We start from the raw sequence: 25,053 nt of genomic DNA, 5'->3' as shown, positions 1-25,053 counted from the left end.
CTTATAGAGGGTGTTTTTAGGTTCGGCCCACAAGCTTCTAATGTCTATGGAGTCGCCTGCTCGATGGCCTGATCGAGGTCCGCGATGATGTCCTCAGCGGATTCGAGGCCGACGGAGAGGCGAACGAGGTCGTTGGTGACGCCCGCAGCCTGCTTTTCCTCGTCGGTGAGTTGCTGGTGGGTCGTCGACGCGGGGTGGATGATCAGCGTCTTCGCGTCGCCGACGTTGGCCAGCAGCGAGGCGATCTCCGTCGACTCGACCGTGCCGCGTGCGGCGTCGTAGCCACCTTCCAGCCCGAAGGTGATCATGCCGCCGTAGCCGCCATCGAGGTACTCGCTGGCGTTGTCGTGGGTCTCGTGATCGTCGAGTCCGGGGTAGGTGACCCACGAGACTTCCGGGTGGTCCTGGAGGTGTTCGGCGACGGCCATCGCGTTCTCGCAGTGGCGTTCCATCCGAACCGGGAGGGTTTCGAGGCCCTGGATGGTGTTCCAGGCGTCGAAGGGGGACTGCTGGTTGCCCATGTCCCGGAGCCCGCGAGCGATGGCGGCGTAGGTGAGCCCCGCCGGGCCGAACGTCTCGTCGAAGTTGATCCCGTGGTAGGCGGGGTTGTCCTGGGCGATCTCGGGATACTTCTCGGCGTGCTCGCTCCACGGGAAGCTCCCGCCGTCGACGAGGACGCCGCCGACGGTGGTGCCGTGGCCGTGGATCCACTTCGTCGTGGAGTTCCAGACGATGTCGGCCCCGTGCTCGATCGGGTTCGAGAGGTACGGCGTCGCGAAGGTGTTGTCGACGAACAGCGGGACGCCGTTGTCGTGAGCGATCTCGGCCAGTCGCTCGAAGTCCGGGGTCACGAGCGCGGGGTTGCCGATGGTCTCGCAGTGGACGTAGGCCGTGTCCTCGTCGATGGCCTCCTCGTAGGCCTCGTAGTCAAGCGTGTCGACGAAGCGGGCCTCGACGCCGTTGCGCGGTGCGGTGTGAGTGAAGTAGGTGTACGTGCCGCCGTACAGCGAGGACGCCGTGACGATGTTGTCACCGGCGTCGGCAAGCAGGAACGTCGCGAGGTTCAGCGCTGCCATCCCCGAGGAGGTCGCGACCGCACCGACCCCGCCTTCGAGTGCAGCGATGCGTTCCTGCAACATGCCCGTGGTCGGGTTCATCAGCCGCGAGTAGATGTGGCCGGGCTTTTCGAGGGCGAACTGGGCCGCCGCGTCCTCGGCGTCGTCGAAGACGTAGCTGGTCGTCTGGTAGATCGGGGGTGCGCGAGCGTTCGCGTGAGATTCTGGCGTCTCCTGTCCCACGTGCAGTGCGTCGGTCTCGAATCCGCGGTCGTCGTCGCTCATACCTACTCGTCTTTGTTTCGGGGGGATTGTATAACCACTCCCAGCCGTGTGTATTCGCCGAGATGCGCGACGGTCGGCAACACTATCCGCATATCGTGCGGTCGACAACGAGCTTCACCGCTGAACGTCGACACCTCGACATCGTTCGAGAGAGGGACGAGTCGTCGCCCGACTGGAGTCTGATTCGGAGACAATGGAGGGGAAAACCGTCGAACGGGTACGACTCGACGGGCATCACGGGGAGAGTTTCCGACCCAGAAGCTCTGCTGACTATTTTATGCTGGTACCGTGGGACGGTGCTCACGTATGCCCGCAATCGAGGTCTCCGCATTGACGAAACGCTTCGGTGAGGTTCGAGCCGTCGAGGACCTCTCCTTCACTGTCGAAGAAGGAGAGGTCTTTGGCTTTCTCGGCCCGAACGGTGCCGGCAAGTCGACGGCGATCAACGTCCTCCTTGGCTACATGTCCCCGACGAGTGGAGGAGCGAAAGTCCTCGGCCACGACGTGGTCGAGGCGTCTCGCGCTATCCGAGAACGGACCGGCGTGCTTCCGGAGAACGTCTCCGTCTACGACCGTCTGACTGGTCGCGAGCACGTCGAGTCCGCTATACGCATGAAAGGCGTCGACGACGACCCACAAGCGCTGCTAGAGCGGGTCGGAATCGCCGACGCCGCCGACCGACGGGCTGGAGGGTACTCCACGGGGATGGCCCAGCGACTGGCGCTGGCGACCGCCCTCGTCGGGGAGCCTGACCTCCTGGTACTCGACGAGCCACAGAGCGGGCTCGACCCGACCGGAATGCAAGACGTGCGCGAGATCGTCCGCGAGGAAGTCCGGAACGACACGACGGTGTTTTTCTCCTCACACATCCTCCCGGAAGTCGAGGCCGTCTCAGACCGCGTCGGGATGATGCGGCGCGGAGAGATGGCCGCCGTCGACACCGTCGGCAGCCTTCGCGACCGACTGAGTGCCGGAACGGTGCTGACGGCGACGATGGCCGATCCACTTCCCGATACACGAACGATTGACGCCATCGACGGCGTCAGAGCCGTCTCGACCGACGGGGCCACCGTCACAGTCACCTGCCGGACGGACCGCTCGAAAGTCGATGTCATCAACGCCCTCGAACGCGTGGGACGGATTACCGACTTCACGATCGAGGAGACGTCACTCGAAGAGCTGTTCAATATCGTCACCGGTGAGCAGACGGAGGAAACTGCGGATGCGACCGACGAGACAGTCCAGCCCGCCACAGCTGACGGGGGTGTGGCTCGATGAACCTCTCGCGCGTGCGTGCAGTCGCCGCACAAGACTTTCTCGACGTTCGCCGAGCCCGGCTCGTACAGGGCGTCGCGTCGATGTACGTGCTGTTCGTGACCGCTGTGTTCGCGGGGCTCACACTCACGTCAGAGCCCAGTGTCCCCACCGGAATCGAGATAGCGCGGGCGATCGCAATCCTGTTTGTGCCACTGGTTGCCCTGATCGCGGGCTACCTCGCCGTCGCCGGTGAGCGAGAATCCGGCACGATCCGCTTCCTGCTTGGTTATCCCGTCACCCGGAGTGAGGTCGTCGTCGGGAAGATTCTCTCGCGGATGGGGATCGTCCTCCTCTCGATACTTGTCGGGTTCGTCCTCGCAACTGTCGCGGTGCTTGTCGAGTATCCGGAGCCGAACCTCGGGATGCTGTGGGGCTTTGCCGCACTGACTTGCCTGTTCGCGCTGTCCTACGTCGGTGTCGCCATCGGTATCTCGGCGGCCACCGCTACGCGGTCACGGGCGATGACCGCCGTCATCTCGGTGTATTTCGTCTTCACCGTTATGTGGAACGCAGTTCCGCCGCTCGTCCAGTTCGTCGCCAACTACCTCTTTGACGTGACGCTCGACGGGACACTGTGGATGCTGTTTTCCAGTCTCGCACCACCCCGGGCGTTCGGCCTCTCACTGTCGGCACTACCGGGTGACGCCGTCCAGGCCCCGCCAGTACTCGGCTGGGAGACGGGTGTCATTTTGCTGGTGCTGTGGGCCGTTGGCCCTATTCTGCTCGGCTACTGGTGGTTCTCCCGGAGCGACGTAGAATAGCTGTGGCCGTCGCGTACTCGCGACCGTCGTTACGAGCGATCTGCGCGGTGAGTCGTTAGACGAACTTCCGCACCGTCATATCGAGCGTGTCCAGGTCCAGAATCGGCGCGAACCCGGCGTCTGGGTCGATGTTGACGCTCTTCTGGAAGTCTGTCTGTGCCTGCCAGCACCCGGAGTTGATCGCCAGCACGTTGTGGTACTTCCCCCACCCGAGCTTGTGGACGTGGCCGGTGTGGAACACGTCGGGGACCTCCTCCATGACGAGGTAGTCCCGGTCTTCCGGTGCGAGGCGAGTGTGGCCGCCGTACTGGGGGGCGACGTGGCGCTTCTTCAGGAGCTGGTACATCGCCTTGTGGGGTTCGTCGTAGCTGGCCTTCTCGTCGGGCAACTCCGCGATCACTTCGTCCAGCGAGACGCCGTGGTACATCAGGACCGTGACGCCCTCGACCGTGACGAGCGAGGGGTTCGAGTGGACCTGCGCGTCGTGGGCGGTCATGATCGATCGCAGTTCCTCGTCGAAAGCCGGCTGGGGCTCGGCGAGGCGGACGGCGTCGTGGTTGCCGGGGATCATCCGGATCTCGATGTCGCCGGGGATCTCCTTGAGGTACTCGCTGAAGCGTTCGTACTGCTCGTAGATGTCGACCACGTCCAGTTCCTCGTCCTGGTCGGGGTAGACGCCGACGCCCTCGACCATGTCGCCGGCCAGCAGCAGGTACTCGACCTTGGCGGCTTCTTCGGTGTGGAGCCAGTCGGCAAAGCGGTGCCAGGCGTCGGCCATGAACTCCTGGCTGCCGACGTGGACGTCCGAGATCAGCGCCGCCTGAACCGGCCGGTCGGCCGTCGAGGGATCGTGAGTCCGTGGGATGTCGGGGAAGTGCAGCGAGTCGACGAAGAGGATTCCTCCGTCGTCGGCCAGCGTCCCGTCGACGGCGATCACCTCGTCGTACAGCAGTTCCTGCACGAGGTCGGCGATGGCGCGGTCTTTCATCACCAGACACGGGAACGTGCCGTTGGTGTCTTCGAGTTCGATCAGCCAGTGACCGCTGGCCGTCGAGCGGATGTCCGAGACCATCCCGACGATGGCCGCCTCCTCGCCGCCACTCATCCGTTCGAGCGCGTTCGTCGGACGGTGGTTCACGCGCCCGCGCAGTTGCTTCGAGAGCTTCTCGTAGCGGTCCCGGAAGACGGAGACGAAATCCGAGTACTCGCCGGTCCCGGTCGACTGACCGGTCATGTCGTTGTGGACCTCGATCGATCGCTGGTCGGGATCGGACGAGCGGACCGTCGAAGACCCCTCCGTTTCGACTGGAGTCGACCCGCCGGAATCAGACGACGAGGTGGGGTCTGTTCCAGTCGAAACGGAGGGGTCCGTATCTGGCGAGTTCGTCGTGTCGGCCCTGCCCGTCTCGTTCCCGGATCGGCCACCGTCAGCGTCGTGCTCGCTCTCCAGGGCCGTTCGAACGTGATCGGCCGAGAGAACGAGCGTGTCCTCGGGAATCGTTTCCAGTGCACGGTCGAGCGCCACGTCCGGATCGGCGGCGTCGGCAAGTAGCGTCACCGCCTCGCGTTCGGCGTTGTAGCCACGGCTGGCGAGTTCGCTCACGAGTCGGGCCGGCGTCTCCAGGGGCACACAGACAGCTAGGCACCAGTCGAGAAAAGGCTAGCGAACTCCGAGACAGAAGGTTGATACGTCGTTTCCACGCACTCTACGACGATGAGCGAGCCACGCGGTCCGAACCCGCCCGAAGACGACCAACCGAGCGGGCTCGTCTACCTGTTCGATCTCGTCAGCAGTGCCGGCGCAGTCGTCGCGGTCGGCCTGTTGCTGTTCGCGATCAGCGGCGTGTGGCCGCCGCTGGTCGCGATCGAGTCCGGTAGCATGGAACCACACATCGACACCGGCGACCTCGTCTTCGTCATGGACGAAGACCGCTTCGCCGGTGAGGGAGCCTACGCCGATACCGGCGTCGTGCCCGCGAACCGCGGCGCTGACACCGGCTACACCTCGTTCCAGAACGACGGCGACGTGATCGTCTTCCAGCCCGACGGCGACGGAGCGACCACACCAGTGATCCACCGAGCGATGTTCTGGGTCAACGAGAGCGAGAACTGGTACGACAAGGCAGATCCCGCCTACATCAACGCCGACAGCTGTGAGGAACTGCGCAACTGCCCGGCTGACTCGGCCGGCTTCGTGACGAAAGGCGACAACAACAGCGGCTACGACCAGGTCAACGGGCTGCCCAGCTGTGGCCCCGGTGCCTGCGATCCGGTCCGAAAGTCCTGGGTCGTCGGGACCGCCGAGACGAGAGTGCCACTCCTGGGTAACATCCGGCTCCAGCTCCAGCGAGCGCTGGCCTGATCGTCGGCGGACGGGCGAGTCGGCGGCGTTCTCGCGTCTGTGGCGAGAGGAGTGAACGAGCGTGTCGAGCGGGGCGATACCCCTTCGTTTCGGGTCGAGCGAGCCTGCCGATCGGTCAGTTGTCGAACCGGGCCTGGACGAACGGTTGCACGTCCTCGATGTCGCCCAGCCGGGAATCGGACAGCAACACGGCCTCGGTCTCGTCGATGGGGACCGAGAGGCTGATCTCTTTGGTCCGGCCGTAGCGCCCTTTCGAAACGACGACGGCGTTGACGATCCCGAGCATGTCGAGCTCGCTGATGAGATCGGTGACCCGTCGCTGGGTCAACACGTCGGCGTCGATCTCCTCGCAGAGACGCTTGTAGATGTTGTACACCTCGCCGGTGTTGATGTTGTGGACGCCGTTTTTCTCCAGGAGGATGATCGCGAAGAGGACGATCTTGCTCTGGGTCGGCAGCGTCCGCACCACCTCGACGACCCGGTCGAGTTCGATCTTCTCCTGGGCCTGTCGGACGTGGTCTTCCTCGACGCAGTCGGTCTGGTCCCGTTCCGCGAGTTCGCCGGCCGTCCGGAGCAAGTCCAGCGCCCGCCGAGCGTCGCCGTGTTCCTGGGCCGCGAAGGCGGCACAGAGCGGAATCACGTCGTCGGTCAGTGCGTCGGCTTTGAACGCCACGTCGGAGCGGTGATCGAGGATATCCCGGAGCTGCGTGGCGTCGTAGGGCGGGAAGACGATCTCTTCCTCGCCAAGGCTGGACTTGACGCGTGGATCGAGGAAGTCGGTGAACTTCAGGTCGTTCGAGATGCCCATGATCGACACCCGCGAGCGTTCGAGCTCGGAGTTCATCCGGGAGAGGTTGTACAGCGTGTCGTCGCCCGACTTCTCGACGAGCTTGTCGATCTCGTCGAGCATGATGACGACGACGCGTTCGTGGTAGTCGACGGCGTCGAAAAACGAGCTGTACACCCGATCGGTCGGCCACCCGGTCATCGGCACTTCCTCGAACTCCGCGCGATCGGATTCGAGTCGTTCGACTTCGGCGTCGATCTCGTCGACGGTCGCGAAGTCGGTCTCGGCGAGTGGGTCCCCGTCCGGGTTCGAGGTCACGCGTTCGCGGAGCGTCTCGAGTTCCTCGATGCGATCGCCGATGTACGTCCGGTTCTGCTCGATGAACTTGTTCGCGAGCTGTGCGAGGACGCGGTACTGCGTGTCGGTCACCTCGCAGTTGATGTACTCGACCATACAGGGGACCTCGTACTTCTGTGAGGTCGTCTCCAACTCCTCGCTGACGAACTTGGCGCTTGCAGTCTTTCCGGTCCCCGTCTTCCCGTAGATGAGGATGTTCGAGGGCGTGTCTCCACGGAGAGCGGAGACGAGGATCGTCGCGATGTTGTTGATCTGTTCCTCCCGGTGTGGGAGCTTGTGTGGCGTGTACGAGGGACGGAGCACTTCCTTGTTCTCGAAGATCGGCTCGCCGCTGAGGAGGTCGTCGAAGAGACCACGGGATGCCTCGTCGGTGGCCTCGTCCTCGCCCGTGTCGATGTCGTCAAGCACCACGTCGTCGAGATCCGTCCCGAAGTTGTCCCGGTCGGGCTGGTCGTCGTCAGTCTCCTCGGAGGACTCTCGATTCGGCGTGTTCGGGTCGGCGTCGTTTCCTGTCTCGTCCATAGTCGTGGTGACAACCCCCTCGTTTCAGGTGGAAAGACCGGTGCGCAGTGTGGAATCGCGACCGAGACCGCTCGGAAAGACGTTGTACGCGGATTTCGCCGAGCGGCGCGAGTCCAGTTGAACCACAAGAACCCGTGGGTGACTCGATATTAAACATTTCGGTCGGAACGGATACTCGCGTCAATCCAGCTCTCCGTCGTCTCTCCGATTCGTGTCTCTGCCGGTACTGACCGTGGCTTCACCGTACCTTCGTACCGTACCCTCCTGATGTTGATGGCTGTCCCGTTCCGAGGGATTTTCGTCCGAGGCGGCGACGTTCGTGACGAATTCACACTCGACAGTGAGCGGAGTGTCGTCAGTGAGAACAGTCGGTTGGTGAGGGGGGCCGGACCAGAAACGGGCGGGGGTCTGTGCTGTCAGGTGTGTTCGAGAGTCTGCGTGAGAGAGTCTCCCGCAAGGAACGAACGGCTTCAAGTGGAATTTCGGGAGTGAGTACGGGAACCCCCCCACCCCTTCGTTTCGGGTGGAACGCGTTGAAGAGGGTGGTGGGGGGTACGGCGGTCTGTCGAAGACTCACTAGATGAGGGAAGACTTATGTGCGATACGAGTAAACCAAAGCCGCACTAGAAACAGAGAGCAGTTATCAGTCGTATCTAGTATTCTAGACGGTGTTATACACGTTCTCGCGTCTCTCTAGTCGCGTTCCAGACGAAACCTCCCGCGCGAACCACTCGTGTCTTTCCCGCGCGAGTCCCGTCTCTCCCGCTCGTCCCCACGGGGGTCGTGGTGTTCCACTCGAAACGAAGGGGTGGGGGTGTTGTGTCGCTCTCTCGAATTGGTACCATTCGACACATCCACGCCAGCACTGACCCTACTCCTCACGTCTCAGCTGTTCCGTCCCCGTCGCGTTTTCTCGACAGGTTTCTTCGCTGTATCTTTCGACGTACTATCAATTCGGGTATGGTTGTCTGACGTAGCCTTAAGTGAATTCGACTTTCTACTACGCTCAAGCCCCCGAATACGGACGTTCGGGCGGGAGGAACGAGGATGGGACTGCTCACAGATCTCAAAGACAGTATTTCACGCGCGGCATCGACGCTGTTCTCGGAAGAGAACCCCAAGCGTATCGGTATCTACGGCCCGCCGAACGCTGGGAAGACGACCCTGGCCAACCGAATCGCCCGTGACTGGACCGGTGACGCCGTCGGCCCGGAGAGTCACATTCCACACGAAACGAGGCGCGCGCGCCGGAAAGAGGACATCGAGATCGAGCGCAACGGCGCGACGGTCAACATCGACATCGTCGACACGCCGGGCGTGACGACGAAAGTCGACTACGAGGAGTTCCTCGATCACGACATGGAGAAAGACGACGCCGTGCGCCGCTCACGCGAGGCGACCGAGGGGGTCGCGGAGGCGATGCACTGGCTCCGCGAGGACGTCGACGGCGTCATCTACGTGCTCGACTCCTCGACGGATCCGTTCACGCAGGTCAACACCATGCTGATCGGGATCATCGAGAGTCAGGACCTGCCGGTCCTGATTCTGGCGAACAAGACGGACCTCGAAGAGTCGTCGGTCCAGCGGATCCGCAACGCGTTCCCACAACACGAGACGATTCCGCTGTCGGCTCTGGAAGGAGACAACATGGACGAAGTGTACGACAAGATCGCGGAGTACTTCGGGTGATCGTGGATGGCTGAAGCAAAACCACAGGACGGCGTGCAGATCGACCTGATCAGCGGCGAACAGATGGACGGACTGACCTCCATGGAGAAGATCAGGAACATCCTCGACGGCGTCCGCGACGGCAAGATCGTCGTTCTCGAAGAGGGGCTGTCCCCCGACGAGGAATCGCGGCTGATCGAAGTGACGATGACCGAAATCAGCCCCGACGAGTTCAACGGCATCGAGATCGAGACCTACCCGCGCTCGGAGACGTCCGACACGAGCTTCCTCGACCGACTCATGGGCACCCAGTCGACGAAGAAACTCACCGTGATCGGGCCGGCCAACCAGATCGAGACGCTTCACAAGGACGAAAACGTCATCAGTGCCCTCGTCACTCGGAAATAATGCCACACCAGTGTACGAACTGCGACCGCACGTTCGACGACGGCTCCAAGGAGATGCTGTCGGGCTGTCCGAACTGTGGGGGCAACAAGTTCCAGTTCAAACCCGCCGGTGAGGAGTCAGTCGACACCGCGGCGGAACCGCCCGATCCACCGGAACCGTCCGGCGGATCGTCGGTGGCACAGACCGTCGGCAAGACTGCCGCGACGGTCAAAGACCTGATGGGCAGCGCCACCTCCGAGCCAGAAGCACAGTCGACTCCCAGCGGGAGGACCGACGCGGACCGGTTCGACGATCCCGACACCACTGCCCGGCCCGCTCCCGAGGACACCGCCCAGGCCAGCGCCAGAACCGATGTCGTCTCCGTCGACGAACTCCCATCCGAACCCTCCGGCGACGGTGACCACCACTTCCAGCCCGTCCAGACGGACGAAGGGTCGTCCGTTGCTCCGGAGACGGCGGACGGTACCGACTCGGCTTCGACCGATCGTGTCTCGGCCGACGACAGCGAGACCGAGCAGGCAGCCGACGCCCGTGCTGATCGTCCGGGACTCGAAGAACTGCGCGAGGAACTCAACGATCAGTTCGAGAGCATCAAAGTGCTCGAACCCGGCCAGTACGAACTCAACCTGATGGAGCTGTACGACCGCGAGGAGTACATCGTCGCGTTGCAGGAAGACGGCCGCTACAGCATCCAGGTCCCCGAGAACTTCCGGGACTAGCCTCCACGCGAGCGCGGCGACGACGGACTTTCGGATACACGTACTTTCAAATGTTTTAAAACCACTCAATTAGTTGAATGTTTTGTGAAAGGGTGGGTGAACAAATACACCCTCCCGAGCGCCGTACTGGGCATCGTCAACGTCGCCGTTCTCCTCTTGGCACACTGGAACATCGACTCGCAGATGTTCTCGGACGGCGGAATAGTACTCGTCCTCACGGCACCGATCGTTTTTCTCGGCCCGTTTCTTCTGGGGGCAGTCCCCGGATATCTGCTGGTCCGCTATCGAATCGTGTCACCGCTACCGATCAGCGGGTTCCTGACGTGGTTCGCGTTCGTCGACCGCGGAAGCATGGAGCCGTTCATCGCACTGTACTCGAACCCCATCGTCCACGCGTACATCCTCGGCGCGCTCGTCGTCGTCGGCTTCGGTGAATTCCTCGTCCGCGACGTGGCTCCGTACGTCTCTCACGACCCGCTCCTGTAGGACGAACCGGCCGTGCGACGGCGGTGTGTCGTCGTGCTCCAACCCGGCCAGTACGAACTCTCCCTGATAGAGCTGTACGGCCGCGAGGAATACAGAAACGCCTTTCGGATACTCGTTTCCGTATCTCTACACCTCGTTCCAGACGTTCTCTGAGCTGTGCTAGGACACCCTGTATTATTGATTAAATAACCTTACTAAAAATCAAATAGAAACAAAACTTTTTTTTTGAGATACTATTGAAGAACAACCTGCCTACAATGACGAAACGAAGAAAATTCCTCAAAGGAATTGCCTCCACATCGCTATTCGGTGCGGTACAGGGTGTAACTGCTGAAAGCTCGTCAGACAACACAGTGCAACCGCTTGGCACTGGCGGAGCAGGTAACGACGAAAAATTACCTGTCTATGCCGACGGGAGACTTGTCTCTCACTATCGGCCTGACACGAGTCACGAAGATCGATACATTCTGGAACGGAAATTCGAGAGCGCGGATCTCGCAGAGCGCTACGGAGATCCGATCTTCAGGTACAAGGATCAGATCCTCCCGAAGGAGCGTGTTCCCGAGGCAGTACAAGAGCGACGGAAAACGACCTACACATTCCAGACCAAGAAGATAATCGGAACTGAGGTGGAAAACCGGAACGCAGAGGAACACATCAGACAGCAACAGAGTGGAGAGTTTGAGCTGCAGGATCAGGCTGACATTGATGGAAACGTCCCGCTGTACCATTACGATCCCGACGCTGATAACGAGGCACAAAGCCGTAGCTCCCCGCTAAGTCTCGCGTGGGAAGCACAGGATTCGGAAAACATCAAACAGAACATGGAAAATGATGATATCGGCAGTGCCTGGCAGCCTCATGCACTTACAAGACTTGATGAGGCACGTGTTGACAAGGTAGTTAACCTCCCAAACGGTGGAACGAAAGAAACTGACGCACACGTAATGAAGTGGATTGCTGATCCCATCTGTGCTATTCACACGAAACAGTGGCACATCAGACTTTACGATGTGCCCACGGACGGTATTACCGCTGTCGGACAACCCCACCGAGATCCCTGTGACCATGGTAAACTAAGTGATAACGAAAACATCGACTGGAAGATAGCCGAAGCGAGAGATCAGGTAGCTGATTTCTGGTCGGATGTGTCTGGAATCTCGGTTGAAAGTGTCAGTGTCGGCAACACTGAAACATCCACAGAATTCGAATCTCATGATGGCGAGTGGACCTACTTTGACGATGATTAAATAAATATAATATTCATCATAATATCAATCATCAAAAACACTCATGATCTGAGCCATACACCCTGACAATTCATACCCGAAATTAATACACAAACAAAATCCACAGTTCCAGACGGATGGCAAAAATAAAACTGAAAGTAAATACACAACGTATTGTAGCTGCGGCGGTGGGCATCGCCAATGTCATTATTCTCCTCCTGGCTCGGTGGGCAATCGATCCACTCGAGTACGCTGATCTGAGCCTGTTTACGCCGATTGTGAGGCTTGGACACTTCACGTTAGGTGCCGTTCCTGCATATCTGCTGGTTCGCTATCGGATTGTGTCACCGCTGGTGATCAGTGGGTTTCTGACTTGGGCCGCGTACGTCGATCGTGGGAGTATGGAGCCATTTATCGGTCTGTACTCCATTCCGATCCTCCACGGCTACGTTCTCGCTGTACTCGGCGTCTTCGGTTTGGGTGAGTTCCTCGTCCGTGATAATCTCTCGTTCCTCTCCAACGACCCATTAGTGTAGAGTGAACAATTCGACCATGAGACAGAGAATACGTATCGATCGGTACGCCGTCCTGAGCGCCGTACTGGGCATCGCAAACGTCGCCGTTCTCCTCTTTGCCAGATGGGAGATCGATCCCCTGGAGTACTCAGACGGAGGAATGTTACTCATTCTCACGACTCCGCTGGTGTTGCTCGGACACTTCCTGTTGGGCGCTTTTCCCGCGTACCTGCTTGTCCGCTACCGAGTCCTCTCCCCGCTGGTGATCAGTGGTTTCCTGTCTTGGGCTGCGTTCGTCGACCGTGGGAGCATGGAACCGTTTATCGGCTTGTACTTCAGTCCGGTTCTACATCTATTCGTCCTCGCCACACTGGCAGTCGTCGGCTTCGGTGAGTTCCTCGTCCGCGACGTGGCTCCGTACGTCTCTCACGATCCGCTCCTGTAGGACGAACCGGCCGTGCGACGGGGGGTGTGTCGTCGCCCTTCGAAGAGGCCGCCGCCGACGCACGTCACAGGGGACCGTCGCGGGTCACCGCGCCGACGGTTTCCCAGTTCTCGACGACCGGCACAATCATTATGTATTCCGACAGAGTTGTACCCGCTGAGACCATGCTCCAGCCTGATCGCTCACACCTCGAGGAGTGGGCGTCACTCCTCGGCGAGGACGTTTCGGAAGAACTGCTCGATGACGAATCGGGCACGTGGCTCCCGTCGGAGTCGAAGTACCGCGGTGATCACGCGGAGTGATCTTCACTGCCGTTCAGGACGGCCCTCGTCTCGCTGGCGACGACCACGAACGACGACTGCTTCCGAGTGGTGTTTTCTTACCGGAGGCTGTTCGTAGGGACGAATATTTTCGACGCAACGTACAGCCATGGCTCCGATAGCGACTGACTCGTACCGATAGTGAGAGCGTCGGCGTCGTTGCACTGGCGTTTTCCGTGTGGTTCCGCTCCCTGCTGGTCGGTGCCAACATTCGAACGGACGACCAACACTGCCAGCCTCGATTCTTCACGTCTAGAGATATATTTTTGTCCTACGGGGTGAAATACACCAGCCGTGACCATCTCTCTCTCCAGGCTGGATTCCAGTCAGACGAGATCGGCGCTCCGTTTCGGTCTCCCGTACGGGATCGTCGGGGGCATCGTGATGACGGCCCAGGCGATACGAGACCCGGTTGCGGCGTTCGTTGCATCACCACTCGGAATGAGTGTACTGTCTCTGCTACATATCATCTTCCTCATCGAAATTGCGACTCTCGTCGGCTATCTGTGGACGAAGTATTCTCTCGTGGCACCTGTCGTCGTCATCGCGCTTCTCTCGTTCAGCATCGTCCAACCCGACCGGCTGTCTCTCGGCGTCTCGTACGTGCGGAATCTATTCAGTCTGTTGTACGCACTCGGATTGATGACCGCTCTCGGTGTCGCCGAATACGTCGTCCGGTCTGTGACGGGGTCACCGATGGCTGGCCAGTGACCTATCACCACCGCGTTCGATCACTCGGCCGACGGCGACGACTCGGCGACTGTTCACAGAACGGGATACCGACCGCCGAGACGACCGGGCGACGCCGCTATCCGATCTTGTCGTACTGCTCGGCCAGTTTCTCGCTCGCCTCGTCCATCAGTTCCCGCTCGTAGTCGTCCAGGTCCCACTCGACGACCTCCTCGACGCCGTCGGAGCCGAGCTTGACCGGGACGCCGAAAGCGGTGCCCTCGTGGCCGAACTCGCCGTCGAGGACCACCGAACCGGGGAGTACTTCGCCCGTGTCGCGCAGGACGGCCTCGACCATGTGGCCGACGCCCGTCGCCGGCCCCCACTCGGTCGCGCCTTTGCGCTCGATGACGTCCATGGCGCTCTCCTGGAGCTCGTTCAGGATCTCCTCTTTCTCGTCGTCGGAAAAGTCCGGGTCCTCGCCGTCGATGCGGACCTTCGAGAAGACCGGTACCTGTGCGTCGCCGTGTTCGCCCAGAATCGTCGCCTCGACGTTCTGGACCTCCGTGTCGAAGCGTTCGGCAAGCACGTAGCGAAAGCGTGCGGAGTCGAGCCGACCGCCGAAGCCGATCACCGTCTCGCGGGCGCGATCGCCCGTCTCGTAGAGGTGACGGTTGAGCAGGTCCACCGGGTTCGAGGTGGTGATCGTCACGAAGTCGTCGTTGTGCTCGGCCAGCGACGAGCCGATGTCGTCCATGATCGGCGCGTTGTCCCCGGCGAGATCGATCCGGGTCTGGCCGGGCTGGCGTGGAATCCCCGCCGTGATGACGACCACGTCGGAGCCGGCGGTGTCCTCGTAGGTGCCCTGTCGAATCGTCGTGTTCGAGTCGTAGGCGACCCCGTGGTTGGTGTCGGCGGCCTGTCCGATCGTCACGTCTTCCTGGTCCGGGATGTCGACGTAGACGAGTTCGTCTGCGATGTCGCGCAACGCGATGTTGTACCCTGCTGCAGCACCGACCGTTCCGGCTGCGCCGACCACGCTTACCTTTGTCATGACACCTAGTACCACCGGATGGCTGGACGAAAAGCGTGTCGGACACGCGTCGACCATTCATCGCCGTGGTCGACCGATCGCGTCGAGTGGCTCCCACAAGCCCTTTTCTCCTCGGTGGCCTCCCTACGGGTATGAGCGACTTCGACAAAGAGGCCGAACGGGAGAAACTCCGCGAGAAGTACGGCGACGCACAGTCCGATCGCGAGGCCACCGAGCAGATGAGCGACCTCCTGCTGAAAGGCGCGACGATGACCAACGCCCACTGCAACAACTGCGGCGACCCCATCTTCCGGTACGACGGACAGGAGTTCTGTCCCACCTGCCAGCAGCCGGTCGACCGCGGCGACGACGCGGGTGACGACACCGGCGACAACATCGAGGTGACGACGCCCAGCGACGACGCGACAGTCCAGTTCGGCGACGCCGACGACCAGCAGCCAGCGTCCGAAGCCGACAGCCAGCAGCCAGCCGCTGGCAGCGCCGGCCAACAGTCGGGAGCGTCGGAAGCGGGCAGCCAGCAGCCACCACGTACGTCCGAAGCCGACAGCCGGCAACCAACTGGCGGCCGACCGTCGAGCGCCGGGGCTGACGAGAACCAGCGCGACGCCCCGGTCGACGGTCGACACGACGCCACCGCGCCGGCATCTGAACAGTCCGCAGACCCGCGGCGCGCACCGTCGGTCGATCCGGCCGCGACGAGCACGCAGCCGGCTGGTCGCTCCGGCGGAGCCGCCGACGAGCCTCGTGGGGCGGCTCCCGACTCGGTCGACGAGCAACTGCAGAACGCACGTGGGCTCCTCGTCCAGACCGTCGAACAGTACGCCCAGCGCGCCCGCGACGCCGACAGCCCGCGACAGGCACGCGAGTACCTCGAAGCCGCTCGCGAGGCGGCCGAGACCCTCGACGCGACCCGGTACTGATTACCGGATTCACACGTCGACGACGCCGTCGGGGTATCGTACGGATCCTTAGTCCGTATCAGTGACGGCGTAGGTGTCTGCTCGCGGCCCGGCCCGCTGTCTGGTCTCTCCCCGGTCGTGGGACTCGATCTCGCTCAGTAGCGCCTCGACCTCCGGGAACGACTGTCGACCGTCGCTGCCGACGGTCTCGATCAGTCTGAGTTCGTCGCCGTCGGTACGGAACAGCGCACCGCCGGGGAGCGACTGGAGATAGCGAACGTAGGGCTCGAACGTTCCGAACGACGGCGAACTCGACGCTGTTTCGTCGTCGCTCGACTCGCCGGGATCGGCCAGCACCGAAAACGGCAACTCGTAGCGTCGCTGCCACACCGCCCCCCGCTCGACGGTGTCGGGCAACACCGCCACGACGGCCGTCGACCGGGACGCGAAGGCTCCGTACTCGTCCCGGAGTGACTGGACGATCTCGCGACTCAGTGGACAGTAGTGACTTCGCAACAGGACGACGAGGACCCGCTCGTGTTCGCGTGCCAACGTCTCGGAACGACACTCCTCTCCGCCGACGCTCGCATCGGGTAGTGTAAACGCGATCGATTCGTCTCGTCCGACGCGACGCTTGTTCACGCTCTCGTGACCCCCGCGTCCAACTCCAGACCAGACGACAATAAGCCTAACTTACGTATAGCTCAGCCGAAACGTCTCGGTGATCCGACCCCCCGTTCGTCGTACTACTCGCAAATGAACGCGCACGCCGGGCGAATCACTGCTCGCTCGCAGTGATCCGCTACTCGCAAATGAACGCACTCGCCGGGCGAATCACTGCTCGCTCACGATGATTCGCTATCCGCCGACGGAGCGGCAGATCGTGCGAATCATCCCTCGAACTCGCTCCCCACTACGTCCCGGAACCGCTGGGCCGTGACGTCGCCGACGCCGTCGACTTCTTTGAGAGTGTCTTCGTCGGCGGTCATGACGGCCTCGACGCTCCCGAAGTGTTCCAGCATCGCCCGCGCAGTCACTGGCCCCACTTCCGCCACCGAGGCGACGACGTACTCCTGTTGCTCGCCCAGCGTCTTGGCCTGTTTCTCGCCGTGGACGCTGACCTCGCGGTCGGACTCTTCTTGCTCGCGGCGAGCGACGGTCTCCAGCAGGTCTGCGGTCTCGTCCTCGTCGCTCGTCCGGAGGACACTCGCCCCGAAGTCGACGGCCAGCGAGGCCAGTGCCCCCTGGATCGCCTTGTGGTGGACGTTGCGCTCCCCGTAGAGGTCGCCGCCTTCGACGACGACGACTGGCCGGGCGTAGTGACGGGTGGCGTCGCCGACCTGTTCGAACATCGAGCGGTCGCCGCCGGTCAGCGTGTCGAGGAAGTCCTCGACGGTCTTGCGCTCGACGACGACCCGATCCGAGAGCACGTAGTCCCCGACCGCCAGCGTCTCCAGTTCCGTCTGGACGCCCTCGCGTGTCGAGAGGTCGCGTGCGATCGTCGAGTCGAGTTCACGCTGGTCGGCGACGATCGCGACGGTCTCGTCGCCGTCGGCGTGTGGCTCCGGCGTCGACCCCTTCGTTTCGTCTGGAACGTCGACTGTTTCATCTTCGTCCTCTCCGGTCGCGCCGTCGTCGGCGAAGGCGTCGAGACCGGCCTGTCCGTCACCGTCGGCGGTCTGGCCGTCGGCTTCGGATCGCTCGCCCGTGGCCGACGTTTCCGAGGGCTGGCGCTGAGCGTCGGACGGACCGGCGCTGTTTCCACTCGAAGCGGTGCCGTCGTCCCCGTCGACACCGTCCCTTCCGGGTTCTCCACCCCGCTGGTCGGCTGTCTGCCCGTCGTCGTACTCGTCGACACCGGTCTGCTCACCCCCCAGTTTCGACTCTAGCTGACCGGCGACGCTCTTCAGTGTGCGGAGTTCGTCCTCCATGCGCTGCTCGTCCTGCCGGGACTTCCAGAAGTACGCCTCGTCGCGGGTGTCCTCGGCCAGCAGGACGACGACGCGGCCCTCGGTCTGGCGGCCGGTCCGTCCTTTGCGCTGGATGGACCTGATCGCCGTCGGCACGGGCTCGTAGAACAGCACCAGATCGACCTCCGGCACGTCCAGGCCCTCCTCGGCGACGCTGGTCGAGACCAACACCTCGAACTCCCCGGCGCGGAACCGGTCGAGGGTCTCCTGTTGCTGGGTCTGGGTCATCCCTTCGCTGCCCTCGGTGTCGCTCTGGCCGACGAACTTCTCGGTCTCGAAGTGATCCGAGAGGAAGTCCGTCAGCGTTTCGGCGGTGTCTCGGGACTCGGTGAAGACGATGACGCGCTCGCCGTTCTCGATGCCCAGCGTCTCGGCCAGCAGCATTCGGGTTCGGCGGAACTTCGGGTGGAGGTCGGTGAAGTTCTCGGCTTTCCGCATGGCCTCCATCACCGTCGGGTCCGAGACGAGTCGCTGGTCGGCTTTCGAGGCTCCAGACGAGCGGGCGGCCTCCTTCTGGCGCTCGAAGTACCGACGCAGCGCCTCGACGCTCTGGGTTTCGGCGTAGGTGACGGCCGTGCGGAGCTTTCGGACCTCGGCCAGCAGGCTCATCCCGCTGTAGCCCTCGCTCTGGTCGTTGTCCATCAGCTCGGAGAGTTTCCCCTGGATCTTCTGGATCTCGCGCTCGGAGACGTCTGGCTGGGTGGTCGAGGTGACGCCCAGCTCTTTGAGCTGTGCGAGCCGGTCGCTGACGACCTCGTTGATCGCGTCCCGGATCTCCAGGACGGTCTCGGGCAGCTCGATGCGCTTCCACTCGAGTTCCGTGTCGTGGGTGTGTTCGGCCACGTCGGCGTCGTCCTCGGTCATCACTGCCACCTCCCGCAGGCCGAGGTTCTCACACACCGTCAGAATCTCCTCCTCGTCGCCGCCCGGCGAGGCCGACATCGCCGTCACCAGCGGATCCGATGCGTCCTCGTGGTAGCGCTCGGCGATGTAGTTGTAGGCGTAGTCCCCGGTCGCGCGGTGACACTCGTCGAAGGTGCAGTGGGTGACGTTCGCCAGCGAGATCCGGTTGCCGACGAGGTCGTTCTCGACGACCTGCGGGGTCGCGATGACGACGCGAGCGTCCGCCCAGAGGTCCGATCGCTTGGCTGGCCGGACCTCGCCGGTGAACACGACGATCTCGTCGTCGGGCACCTGGAGGGCCTCCCGGTAGAACTCGGCGTGTTGCTGGACCAGCGGCTTCGTCGGCGCGAGCAAGAGGGATTTCCACTGCGCGTCCTGTATCCGTTTGGCGGTCACGAGCAAGGAGACCGTCGTCTTGCCCAGGCCGGTCGGGAGACAGACCAGCGTGTGATCGTCGAGGGCCTGGTCGGCCAGTTCCCGCTGGTAGCGTCGCTGTTCGAGTAGTCCCGGCGTCACCAGCGGGTGGTCGACGTGGCCGTCGGTGCTCCCCGCGTCGGCGTCGGACTGGGCCATCTGTCCGGGTTTTGGCCGGGAATCTGTTTAAGCGTTCGCGTACCGCGGTGAAAGTGAATCGCCGCCGATCCCTACAGCGAGAGCGTCACCACGAGTTCGATCCCGGCGACCATCGCCACGGCGGCCGCGGGCGGGATGGTGAGGTTGTCGTCGAGGACGTACCCCGCGACGACTGGCTTGAGACCGTCGGCGGCCGTCGCGGCCAGGCCGCCAAGCACCGCGGGCACCCAGTGGACGAAAAACGAGGCGATCCCGGTACAGACGCCGAACATCGCCAGCAGGACGTAGGTCTCTTTGGTCAGGCTCCCCGAGCCCAGCAGTCCGCTGATGGGATCTCCGATCGTCAGCATCAAGATTGCGGGGATCGCGACGTGTTCGGGTGCGAGCAGGCCGACGGCGGCGGCGCTGACGAGATAGAGCGCGTAGCCGGCGAGGTTGTCCTGCTCGTACTCGCGAGTGAGTCGGTCGTAGATGGCCCAGTCGAGGCCGACCACCAGGCGGATCACCTCCAGTGCGAGCGCGACTGCCGCGCCCACCACCAGCAGGTACTGGACGGTCCGCCAGTCCGTCAGTCCCAGCAGGTGCAGTGCCGGCAGCCCGGTCCCGCTCGCGTGGACGAGCCGTCTGGCGATCTCGTCGGCCATCTACAGGTCGTCGAAGGTGCGCTCGCCGTCCCGGAGCGCCGTCAGCGTCTCGGGGAGATCGGCGACCGGAACGCGTTTCTGTGCCGTCGTGTCTCGCTCGCGGACCGTGACGGTGTCTGGCGCTGCCGACTCGCCCTCGTCGTCGCGGGACTCACCGAGCGTCGCGTAGTCGACGGTGACACAGAACGGCGTGCCGACCTCGTCCTGGCGGCGGTAGCGTCGGCCGATCGCGCCCGAATCGTCGTAGGTCACGGCCAGGCCCGCCCCGCGCAGTTCGTCGACGACCTCGCGGGCGTACTCGCCCATGCCGTCTCGGTCCATCAGCGGGAAGACGCCGACGGTCGTCGGCGCGACCGCCGCCGGCAAGGCCAGGTAAGAGCGGTGCTCGCCGTCGACCTCGTCCTCGCGGTAGGAGTGATCCAGCGCCGTGTACAGCGCCCGGTCGATGCCCAGCGAGGGCTCGACGACGTGGGGCGTGATGTGCTCGCCCGACTCGGTGACTTCCTCGACGCCGAAGTTTGTCTTCTCGACGGGGACCGCGTGTGACTCGCCGTCGACCTCGACGACGACCTCAGATCCGTCGAAGGCGTCGGGATCGCGCTCGGCGAGTGCTTCGAGGGCGTCGGCGACCGCGCCGGCCGAGCCGCCAAACTCCGGCCCGAGGTAGCTCATGTCCGGGTCGACCGTCGCTCGCTCGACGGTGATCGGCTCGTCGTACTGCTTGAAGACCGTGAACTCCTCGTCGGAGTAGCTGTCGTGTTTCGAGAGGTCGTAGTCCGAGCGGTAGGCGAACCCGCCCAGCTCGATCCAGTCGCCGTCGACCTCCGCTTCGGCGTCCCAGCAGTCCGCGGCGTAGTGGGCCCGCTCGCCCGAGAGGTGCTGGCGGAAGCGAAAGCGGTCCATGTCGACGCCGATCGACTCGTACCACTGCTTGGCGACGCCGAGGTAGTAGGCGATCCATGGCTTTCCGACGACGCCCTCGTCGACGACCTCGCGGATCGTGGCCTCGTAGGGCTGGCCCTCGTCGGCCTCCTGATCGGCGGCGGGGTAGAAGGGGGCGGTCACGTCCGCGACTGCTTCGAGTGCCGGCTCGTCTTCCTCTGGATCGACGAACAGTTCGAGTTCGGCCTGGGTGAACTCCCGGACGCGCAGCAGGGACTTGCGCGGGCTGATCTCGTTGCGGTAGGCGCGCCCGATCTGTGTGACGCCGAAGGGGAGCTGGTTGCGGGCGTACTCTGCCAGCTGTGGGAACTCGATGAAGATGCCCTGGGCGGTCTCGGGGCGCAGATAGCCCGGATCGGCGGAGCCGGGGCCGATGTTCGTCTCGAACATGAGGTTGAAGTCCTCGATGGCCTGGCCGGCCAGTCCGGTGCCACAGGTCGGACAGACGAGTTCGTACTCGGCGATCAGCTCCTCGACCTCGGCGACCGGGATCGACTCGGCCTCCTCGATGTCGGTGTTGTCCTCGACGATGTGGTCGGCCCGGTGACTCTCGCCACAGTCCGGACACTCCACGAGCATGTCGTCGAAACCGTCGAGGTGGCCCGAGGCCTCGAAGACGGGCTCTGGCATCACGGTCGGAGCGTCGACCTCCATGTTGCCTTCCTGGATCGTAAAGCGGTCGCGCCAGGTGTCCTCGATGTTCTGCTTGAGTGCGGCCCCGGAGGGACCGAAGGTGTAGAATCCCGAGACGCCGCCGTACGCGCCGGCCGACTGCAGGAAAAAGCCCCTGCGCTTGGCCAACTCGACGAGGTCGCCGCCGTCGCTCATAGGCCCTCCAGCAGATCCATGTCGCGGACGATGCCCACGAGGTCGTCGCCCGAGACCAGCGGGATCTGCTCGATCTCCGCGTCGATCATCAGCTGTGCGGCGTCTTTGGCCGTCTCGCGCTTGCTGACCGTCAGCACGTCTGCGGTCATGAACTCTCGAACGGGCTCGTGTGGGATCTCGACGTTGCGGGTGGGCATGTAGCGGCTCCCGACGGCCTTGACGCTCTCCCACTTCCAGTCGTCGTCGTCACTGGCCATGTTCTCGCCCGTCTCGGCCTCGCCTTCGACCACGCGGGCCACGTCGATGATGTCGACTTCGGTGAGCATGCCACACATCTCTCCCTCGTCGCCCAGCACGACGCCGTAGGGGACCTTCGCGTAGTCGAGTTCGCGTTCGGCGACCGTCAGCGGCGTCCCGGCGTAGACGCAGTTCACGTCTCGGCGGGCCAGCTCGTCGACGTTCCTCGCGCCGTCGACGTCGCCGGTGGCGATGGCGCGGATCACGTCCGTGACGGTGATGATCCCTTCGAGGCGACCGTCGACGACGGGGATGCGGCGGGCTCGCTCTTCGACCATCAGAGCCGCGACCGCCTGGATACTGGTGTCGGCGGTGACGGTGGGAACCTCTTCGGTCAGGAGCGCGAGCTGGTCCTCGTCGGGCTGGTTGATGAGGGCGTCACGGGAGACGATTCCACGGAACGTCTCGCCGTCGTCGGTCTGCTTGATGACCGGTACGGAGGAGAAAGAGCGTTCCTGGAGGTACTCGAGCACGTCGTCACGAGTGCCCGGAATCTCGACGGTGACGACGTCCGAGCGCGGCGTCATGGCGTCTGCGACGTTCATACTATCCCTTGTCCCGTCCCACGTACTAAGTCCTGCCCTTCGGCTTCTCCCGGACGCGGGTCCCACCGACCGCTGGCGCGCACACGCAGAGAGTCCATAATGCGACCACTCACTACGACCGTCGGCCCCTCCCAGGTCTAGAAGCGGACACTATCTCCGCTTTTGTTGTTCGCTTACTAACCATATTCCCGGCTTCGTCCGTCGGTTTCGGCACGTTTATATGTGGTTGTTACATATTATCATGCATGGAGCCGGACACGGTCGCCAAAGCGGAGGTGGCAGCGGACGCAGAAGTCATGGGTTCCGTCGAACACGGCCAGACGGACACGTACATCATCGCGGACGTAACGACCGACGACGCCTACCTCACGCTCGACCTCGAAGACGCCGCCTCGCTGCCTGCCTGGCGGTAGACGACGACGCAGTTCGCGGTGCCGACGGTTTTTCTCTCGCTTCGCTCACCAGTCCCTCTTTTCTTGTGAGTGGTCCGCGAGCGTAGCGAGCGAATTCGAGGGAGAGACGGTGGTGTGTCTATTGTGTCATCCGCGTCGCAGTGAGAAAACAAACGTTATCCCCGACGGCGCGAATCGAGAGGGTATGAAGGTACTCGTGACAGACCCCATCGCAGATGCGGGTCTCGAACGGCTCCGCGAGGCGGGTCACGAAGTCGAGACGGCCTACGACGTCGAGGGCGACGCGCTGCTCGACGCCGTCGCCGACGCCAACGCACTGATCGTCCGATCCGGCACCGAAGTGACCGACGAGGTGCTGTCGGCGGCACCGGATCTGGTCATCGTCGGCCGGGCCGGTATCGGCGTCGACAACATCGACATCGACGCCGCGACCGAACACGGCGTCATCGTCGCCAACGCCCCGGAAGGCAACGTCCGGGCGGCGGCCGAACACTCCGTGGCGATGGCCTTCGCGACGGCGCGTTCGATCCCACAGGCCCACGAACGGCTCACCGGCGGCGAGTGGGCGAAAGGCGACTACCTCGGCACCGAGGTCAACCACAAGACGCTGGGCGTCGTCGGCTTCGGCCGCGTCGGCCAGGAGGTCGCCAAGCGCCTGGGCAGTCTCGGGATGGACATCGTCACCTTCGATCCCTACATCAGCCAGGAGCGAGCCGACCAGTTCGGCGCGGAACTTGTCGACAACCTCGACGAGTGTCTCGCCGCCGCCGACTTCCTCACGGTCCACACGCCGCTGACCCCCGAGACCGAGAACATGATCGGCGAGGAAGAGCTCGCACAACTGGAAGACGGCTACGTCGTCAACTGCGCCCGCGGCGGGATCATCGACGAGCCGGCACTCGCCGAGGCCGTCGAGGACGGCATCCTCAAGGGGGCCGCCGTCGACGTGTTCGCCGAGGAGCCGCTGCCGGCCGACAGTCCGCTGCTGGACGTCGAAGACATCATCGTCACGCCTCACCTCGGGGCCTCCACCGAGGCCGCACAGGAGAACGTCGCCACCTCGACGGCCGATCAGATCGTCGCCGCGTTCAACGACGAGCCGGTGATCAACGCGCTGAACGCGCCGTCGATCGACGAGAGCATCTTCCCGCAGATCCGCCCCTACATCGAGCTGGCCGACACGGCCGGCAAGATCGCCGTCCAGCTGTTCGACGGACAGATGGGCAGCGTCGAAGTCACCTACGCCGGTGACATCGCGGACCAGGACGTCGAACTGGTCACCGCGAGCGCGCTGAAAGGCGTGTTCGCACCGTCGGAGCTCCAGGTCAACGCGGTCAACGCCCCCCAGATCGCGGAGAATCGCGGTATCGACGTGACCGAGTCCAAGACCCGCCAGTCCGAGGACTTCCAGAGCCTCGTGACGGTGACCGTCGGCGACGGCGAGGACAGCGTCAGCGTCTGTGGGACCCAGTTTGCCGGCGAAGACCCCCGCATCGTCCGGATCGACGACCACCGCGTCGACGCCGTCCCCCACGGTCACATGCTCGTCGCTCGCAACCGCGACGAACCGGGGACGATCGGCTTCATCGGGACCGTGCTGGGCGAGGCCGACATCAACATCGCCGGGATGTTCAACGGCCGCGAAGTCATCGGCGGCGAAGCCCTGTCGGTGTACAACCTCGACGAACCGCCGACGAGCGACGTGCTCGACCGACTCAACGGCGACGACCGGATCATCGAGACCAAGTACATCTCGCTGGACAACGGCGACTAGAACAGCCCGTCGAGCAGCCCCGCCTCCGATTCGATCGCCGCCTCTTTCTCGCGTAGCAGTCGCTCGTACTGTTCGACGATCTGTCGACGCTGTCTCCGTTCGTGTGCGAGTTCCCGCTCCAGCTGGTCGATGCGGTCACGGAGAGCCTGTCGTTCGATCGCGTAGCGAACCATCTTGCTCCGGGGTCGCTCGACCGTGACCGGAGAGCCACCGCCGGGAGTCGGATCCGATGCCATGGCTGTGTGTATCACACCCACACCGAAAAAGCCCCGTCGGACGAGCGTCAGCCACCGCGTGCTCCGGTGG

25 protein-coding genes are annotated in these 25,053 nt (G+C 63.2%); 15 read left to right on the top strand and 10 right to left on the bottom strand.

The genetic code is table 11. The features are described 5' to 3' along the window. Window positions 1–44 precede the first annotated feature (44 nt). Window positions 45–1,340: an O-acetylhomoserine aminocarboxypropyltransferase/cysteine synthase family protein gene (locus tag ACAH01_RS00785; RefSeq protein ID WP_372479925.1), complete on the bottom strand. Its 1,296-nt coding sequence runs from the start codon at window positions 1,338–1,340 to the stop codon at window positions 45–47. Window positions 1,341–1,646: 306 nt separating this feature from the next. On the opposite strand from ACAH01_RS00785, the gene ACAH01_RS00780 reads away from it, so the two are divergent. Both ACAH01_RS00780 and ACAH01_RS00775 read left to right on the top strand, forming a co-directional pair. Continuing rightward, window positions 1,647–2,618: an ATP-binding cassette domain-containing protein gene (locus ACAH01_RS00780; protein WP_372479924.1), complete on the top strand. Its 972-nt coding sequence runs from the start codon at window positions 1,647–1,649 to the stop codon at window positions 2,616–2,618. 80 nt (window positions 2,619–2,698) lie between these two features. After that, window positions 2,699–3,418: an ABC transporter permease subunit gene (locus ACAH01_RS00775; RefSeq protein WP_372479923.1), complete on the top strand. Its 720-nt coding sequence runs from the start codon at window positions 2,699–2,701 to the stop codon at window positions 3,416–3,418. Between the two features lie 55 nt (window positions 3,419–3,473). Here ACAH01_RS00775 and ACAH01_RS00770 read toward each other — a convergent pair whose 3' ends face one another. Next, entirely contained in the window at window positions 3,474–5,048 is a 1,575-nt protein-coding gene (locus tag ACAH01_RS00770) for a DNA-directed DNA polymerase II small subunit (protein WP_170093068.1), read from the bottom strand. Between the two features lie 84 nt (window positions 5,049–5,132). Here ACAH01_RS00770 and ACAH01_RS00765 point away from each other — a divergent pair, with 84 nt between their 5' ends. Beyond that, the gene (locus tag ACAH01_RS00765) at window positions 5,133–5,780 is read left to right on the top strand and encodes a S26 family signal peptidase (RefSeq protein ID WP_170093069.1); all 648 of its coding nucleotides are present in this window, start codon (window positions 5,133–5,135) and stop codon (window positions 5,778–5,780) included. Between the two features lie 115 nt (window positions 5,781–5,895). On the opposite strand, the gene ACAH01_RS00760 is transcribed toward ACAH01_RS00765, so the two are convergent. Then, entirely contained in the window at window positions 5,896–7,446 is a 1,551-nt protein-coding gene (locus tag ACAH01_RS00760; protein WP_372479922.1) for a Cdc6/Cdc18 family protein, read from the bottom strand. Window positions 7,447–8,493: 1,047 nt separating this feature from the next. Between ACAH01_RS00760 and ACAH01_RS00755 the strand changes: the two genes are divergently transcribed. From ACAH01_RS00755 to ACAH01_RS00715, 9 genes are all read left to right on the top strand, one after another. Beyond that, window positions 8,494–9,135, top strand: coding sequence for an Era-like GTP-binding protein (locus ACAH01_RS00755; RefSeq protein ID WP_015761793.1), 642 nt, complete (start codon window positions 8,494–8,496; stop codon window positions 9,133–9,135). Between the two features lie 6 nt (window positions 9,136–9,141). Continuing rightward, window positions 9,142–9,522, top strand: coding sequence for a DUF2073 domain-containing protein (locus ACAH01_RS00750; protein WP_015761792.1), 381 nt, complete (start codon window positions 9,142–9,144; stop codon window positions 9,520–9,522). Next, complete coding sequence (locus ACAH01_RS00745; protein WP_372479921.1) at window positions 9,522–10,241, top strand: Zn-ribbon containing protein; 720 nt, start codon at window positions 9,522–9,524, stop codon at window positions 10,239–10,241. Before ACAH01_RS00750 ends, ACAH01_RS00745 begins: the two co-directional genes overlap by 1 nt. An 84-nt stretch (window positions 10,242–10,325) precedes the next feature. Beyond that, window positions 10,326–10,727, top strand: coding sequence for a hypothetical protein (locus ACAH01_RS00740; RefSeq protein ID WP_372479920.1), 402 nt, complete (start codon window positions 10,326–10,328; stop codon window positions 10,725–10,727). A 257-nt stretch (window positions 10,728–10,984) separates the two neighbouring features. After that, window positions 10,985–11,977, top strand: a complete 993-nt coding sequence (locus ACAH01_RS00735; protein ID WP_372479919.1) for a hypothetical protein — start codon at window positions 10,985–10,987, stop codon at window positions 11,975–11,977. Window positions 11,978–12,093: 116 nt separating this feature from the next. Then, entirely contained in the window at window positions 12,094–12,492 is a 399-nt protein-coding gene (locus ACAH01_RS00730) for a hypothetical protein (protein WP_372479918.1), read from the top strand. A gap of 16 nt (window positions 12,493–12,508) precedes the next feature. Next, window positions 12,509–12,916 (top strand): hypothetical protein, encoded by a 408-nt coding sequence (locus ACAH01_RS00725; RefSeq protein WP_170093076.1) that lies wholly within the window; start codon window positions 12,509–12,511, stop codon window positions 12,914–12,916. 26 nt (window positions 12,917–12,942) lie between these two features. Continuing rightward, on the top strand, window positions 12,943–13,218 hold the full coding sequence (locus ACAH01_RS00720; RefSeq protein WP_372479917.1) for a hypothetical protein: 276 nt from the start codon (window positions 12,943–12,945) through the stop codon (window positions 13,216–13,218). 312 nt (window positions 13,219–13,530) lie between these two features. Further along, window positions 13,531–13,947, top strand: coding sequence for a hypothetical protein (locus ACAH01_RS00715; RefSeq protein ID WP_372479916.1), 417 nt, complete (start codon window positions 13,531–13,533; stop codon window positions 13,945–13,947). A gap of 97 nt (window positions 13,948–14,044) precedes the next feature. On the opposite strand, the gene mdh is transcribed toward ACAH01_RS00715, so the two are convergent. After that, entirely contained in the window at window positions 14,045–14,959 is a 915-nt protein-coding gene (mdh, locus tag ACAH01_RS00710) for a malate dehydrogenase (protein ID WP_208627532.1), read from the bottom strand. Window positions 14,960–15,090: 131 nt separating this feature from the next. Here mdh and ACAH01_RS00705 point away from each other — a divergent pair, with 131 nt between their 5' ends. Continuing rightward, window positions 15,091–15,879 (top strand): Sjogren's syndrome/scleroderma autoantigen 1 family protein, encoded by a 789-nt coding sequence (locus ACAH01_RS00705; protein ID WP_372479914.1) that lies wholly within the window; start codon window positions 15,091–15,093, stop codon window positions 15,877–15,879. A 48-nt stretch (window positions 15,880–15,927) separates the two neighbouring features. Here ACAH01_RS00705 and ACAH01_RS00700 read toward each other — a convergent pair whose 3' ends face one another. From ACAH01_RS00700 to ACAH01_RS00680, 5 genes are all read right to left on the bottom strand, one after another. After that, on the bottom strand, window positions 15,928–16,410 hold the full coding sequence (locus ACAH01_RS00700) for a redoxin domain-containing protein (protein ID WP_372479913.1): 483 nt from the start codon (window positions 16,408–16,410) through the stop codon (window positions 15,928–15,930). 338 nt (window positions 16,411–16,748) lie between these two features. Further along, the gene (locus ACAH01_RS00695) at window positions 16,749–19,304 is read right to left on the bottom strand and encodes a DEAD/DEAH box helicase (protein ID WP_372479912.1); all 2,556 of its coding nucleotides are present in this window, start codon (window positions 19,302–19,304) and stop codon (window positions 16,749–16,751) included. A 71-nt stretch (window positions 19,305–19,375) separates the two neighbouring features. Further along, a complete protein-coding gene (locus ACAH01_RS00690; protein ID WP_372479911.1) occupies window positions 19,376–19,948 on the bottom strand; it encodes a dolichol kinase in 573 nt (190 codons plus the stop codon). After that, window positions 19,949–21,718, bottom strand: a complete 1,770-nt coding sequence (glyS, locus tag ACAH01_RS00685) for a glycine--tRNA ligase (protein WP_372479910.1) — start codon at window positions 21,716–21,718, stop codon at window positions 19,949–19,951. It abuts the gene before it with no gap. Then, the gene (locus ACAH01_RS00680; protein ID WP_372479908.1) at window positions 21,715–22,560 is read right to left on the bottom strand and encodes a CBS domain-containing protein; all 846 of its coding nucleotides are present in this window, start codon (window positions 22,558–22,560) and stop codon (window positions 21,715–21,717) included. Before ACAH01_RS00680 ends, glyS begins: the two co-directional genes overlap by 4 nt. 245 nt (window positions 22,561–22,805) lie before the next feature. Between ACAH01_RS00680 and ACAH01_RS00675 the strand changes: the two genes are divergently transcribed. Both ACAH01_RS00675 and serA read left to right on the top strand, forming a co-directional pair. Beyond that, the gene (locus tag ACAH01_RS00675; RefSeq protein ID WP_015761773.1) at window positions 22,806–22,973 is read left to right on the top strand and encodes a hypothetical protein; all 168 of its coding nucleotides are present in this window, start codon (window positions 22,806–22,808) and stop codon (window positions 22,971–22,973) included. Between the two features lie 184 nt (window positions 22,974–23,157). Then, on the top strand, window positions 23,158–24,747 hold the full coding sequence (serA, locus tag ACAH01_RS00670; protein WP_170093084.1) for a phosphoglycerate dehydrogenase: 1,590 nt from the start codon (window positions 23,158–23,160) through the stop codon (window positions 24,745–24,747). On the opposite strand, the gene ACAH01_RS00665 is transcribed toward serA, so the two are convergent. Then, window positions 24,744–24,983 carry a hypothetical protein gene (locus tag ACAH01_RS00665; protein ID WP_372479907.1) on the bottom strand — a complete coding sequence of 80 codons (240 nt, stop codon included), beginning with the start codon at window positions 24,981–24,983 and terminating at the stop codon, window positions 24,744–24,746. The two genes, serA and ACAH01_RS00665, sit on opposite strands and share 4 nt — an antisense overlap. Window positions 24,984–25,053: the final 70 nt, after the last annotated feature.

Origin of the sequence: Halomicrobium sp. HM KBTZ05, assembly GCF_041530035.1 — an archaeon.
Classification (GTDB): Archaea; Halobacteriota; Halobacteria; order Halobacteriales; family Haloarculaceae; genus Halomicrobium.
Note: the sequence above shows the minus strand (reverse complement) of the source record. Positions and strands in the feature narration are given on the sequence as shown.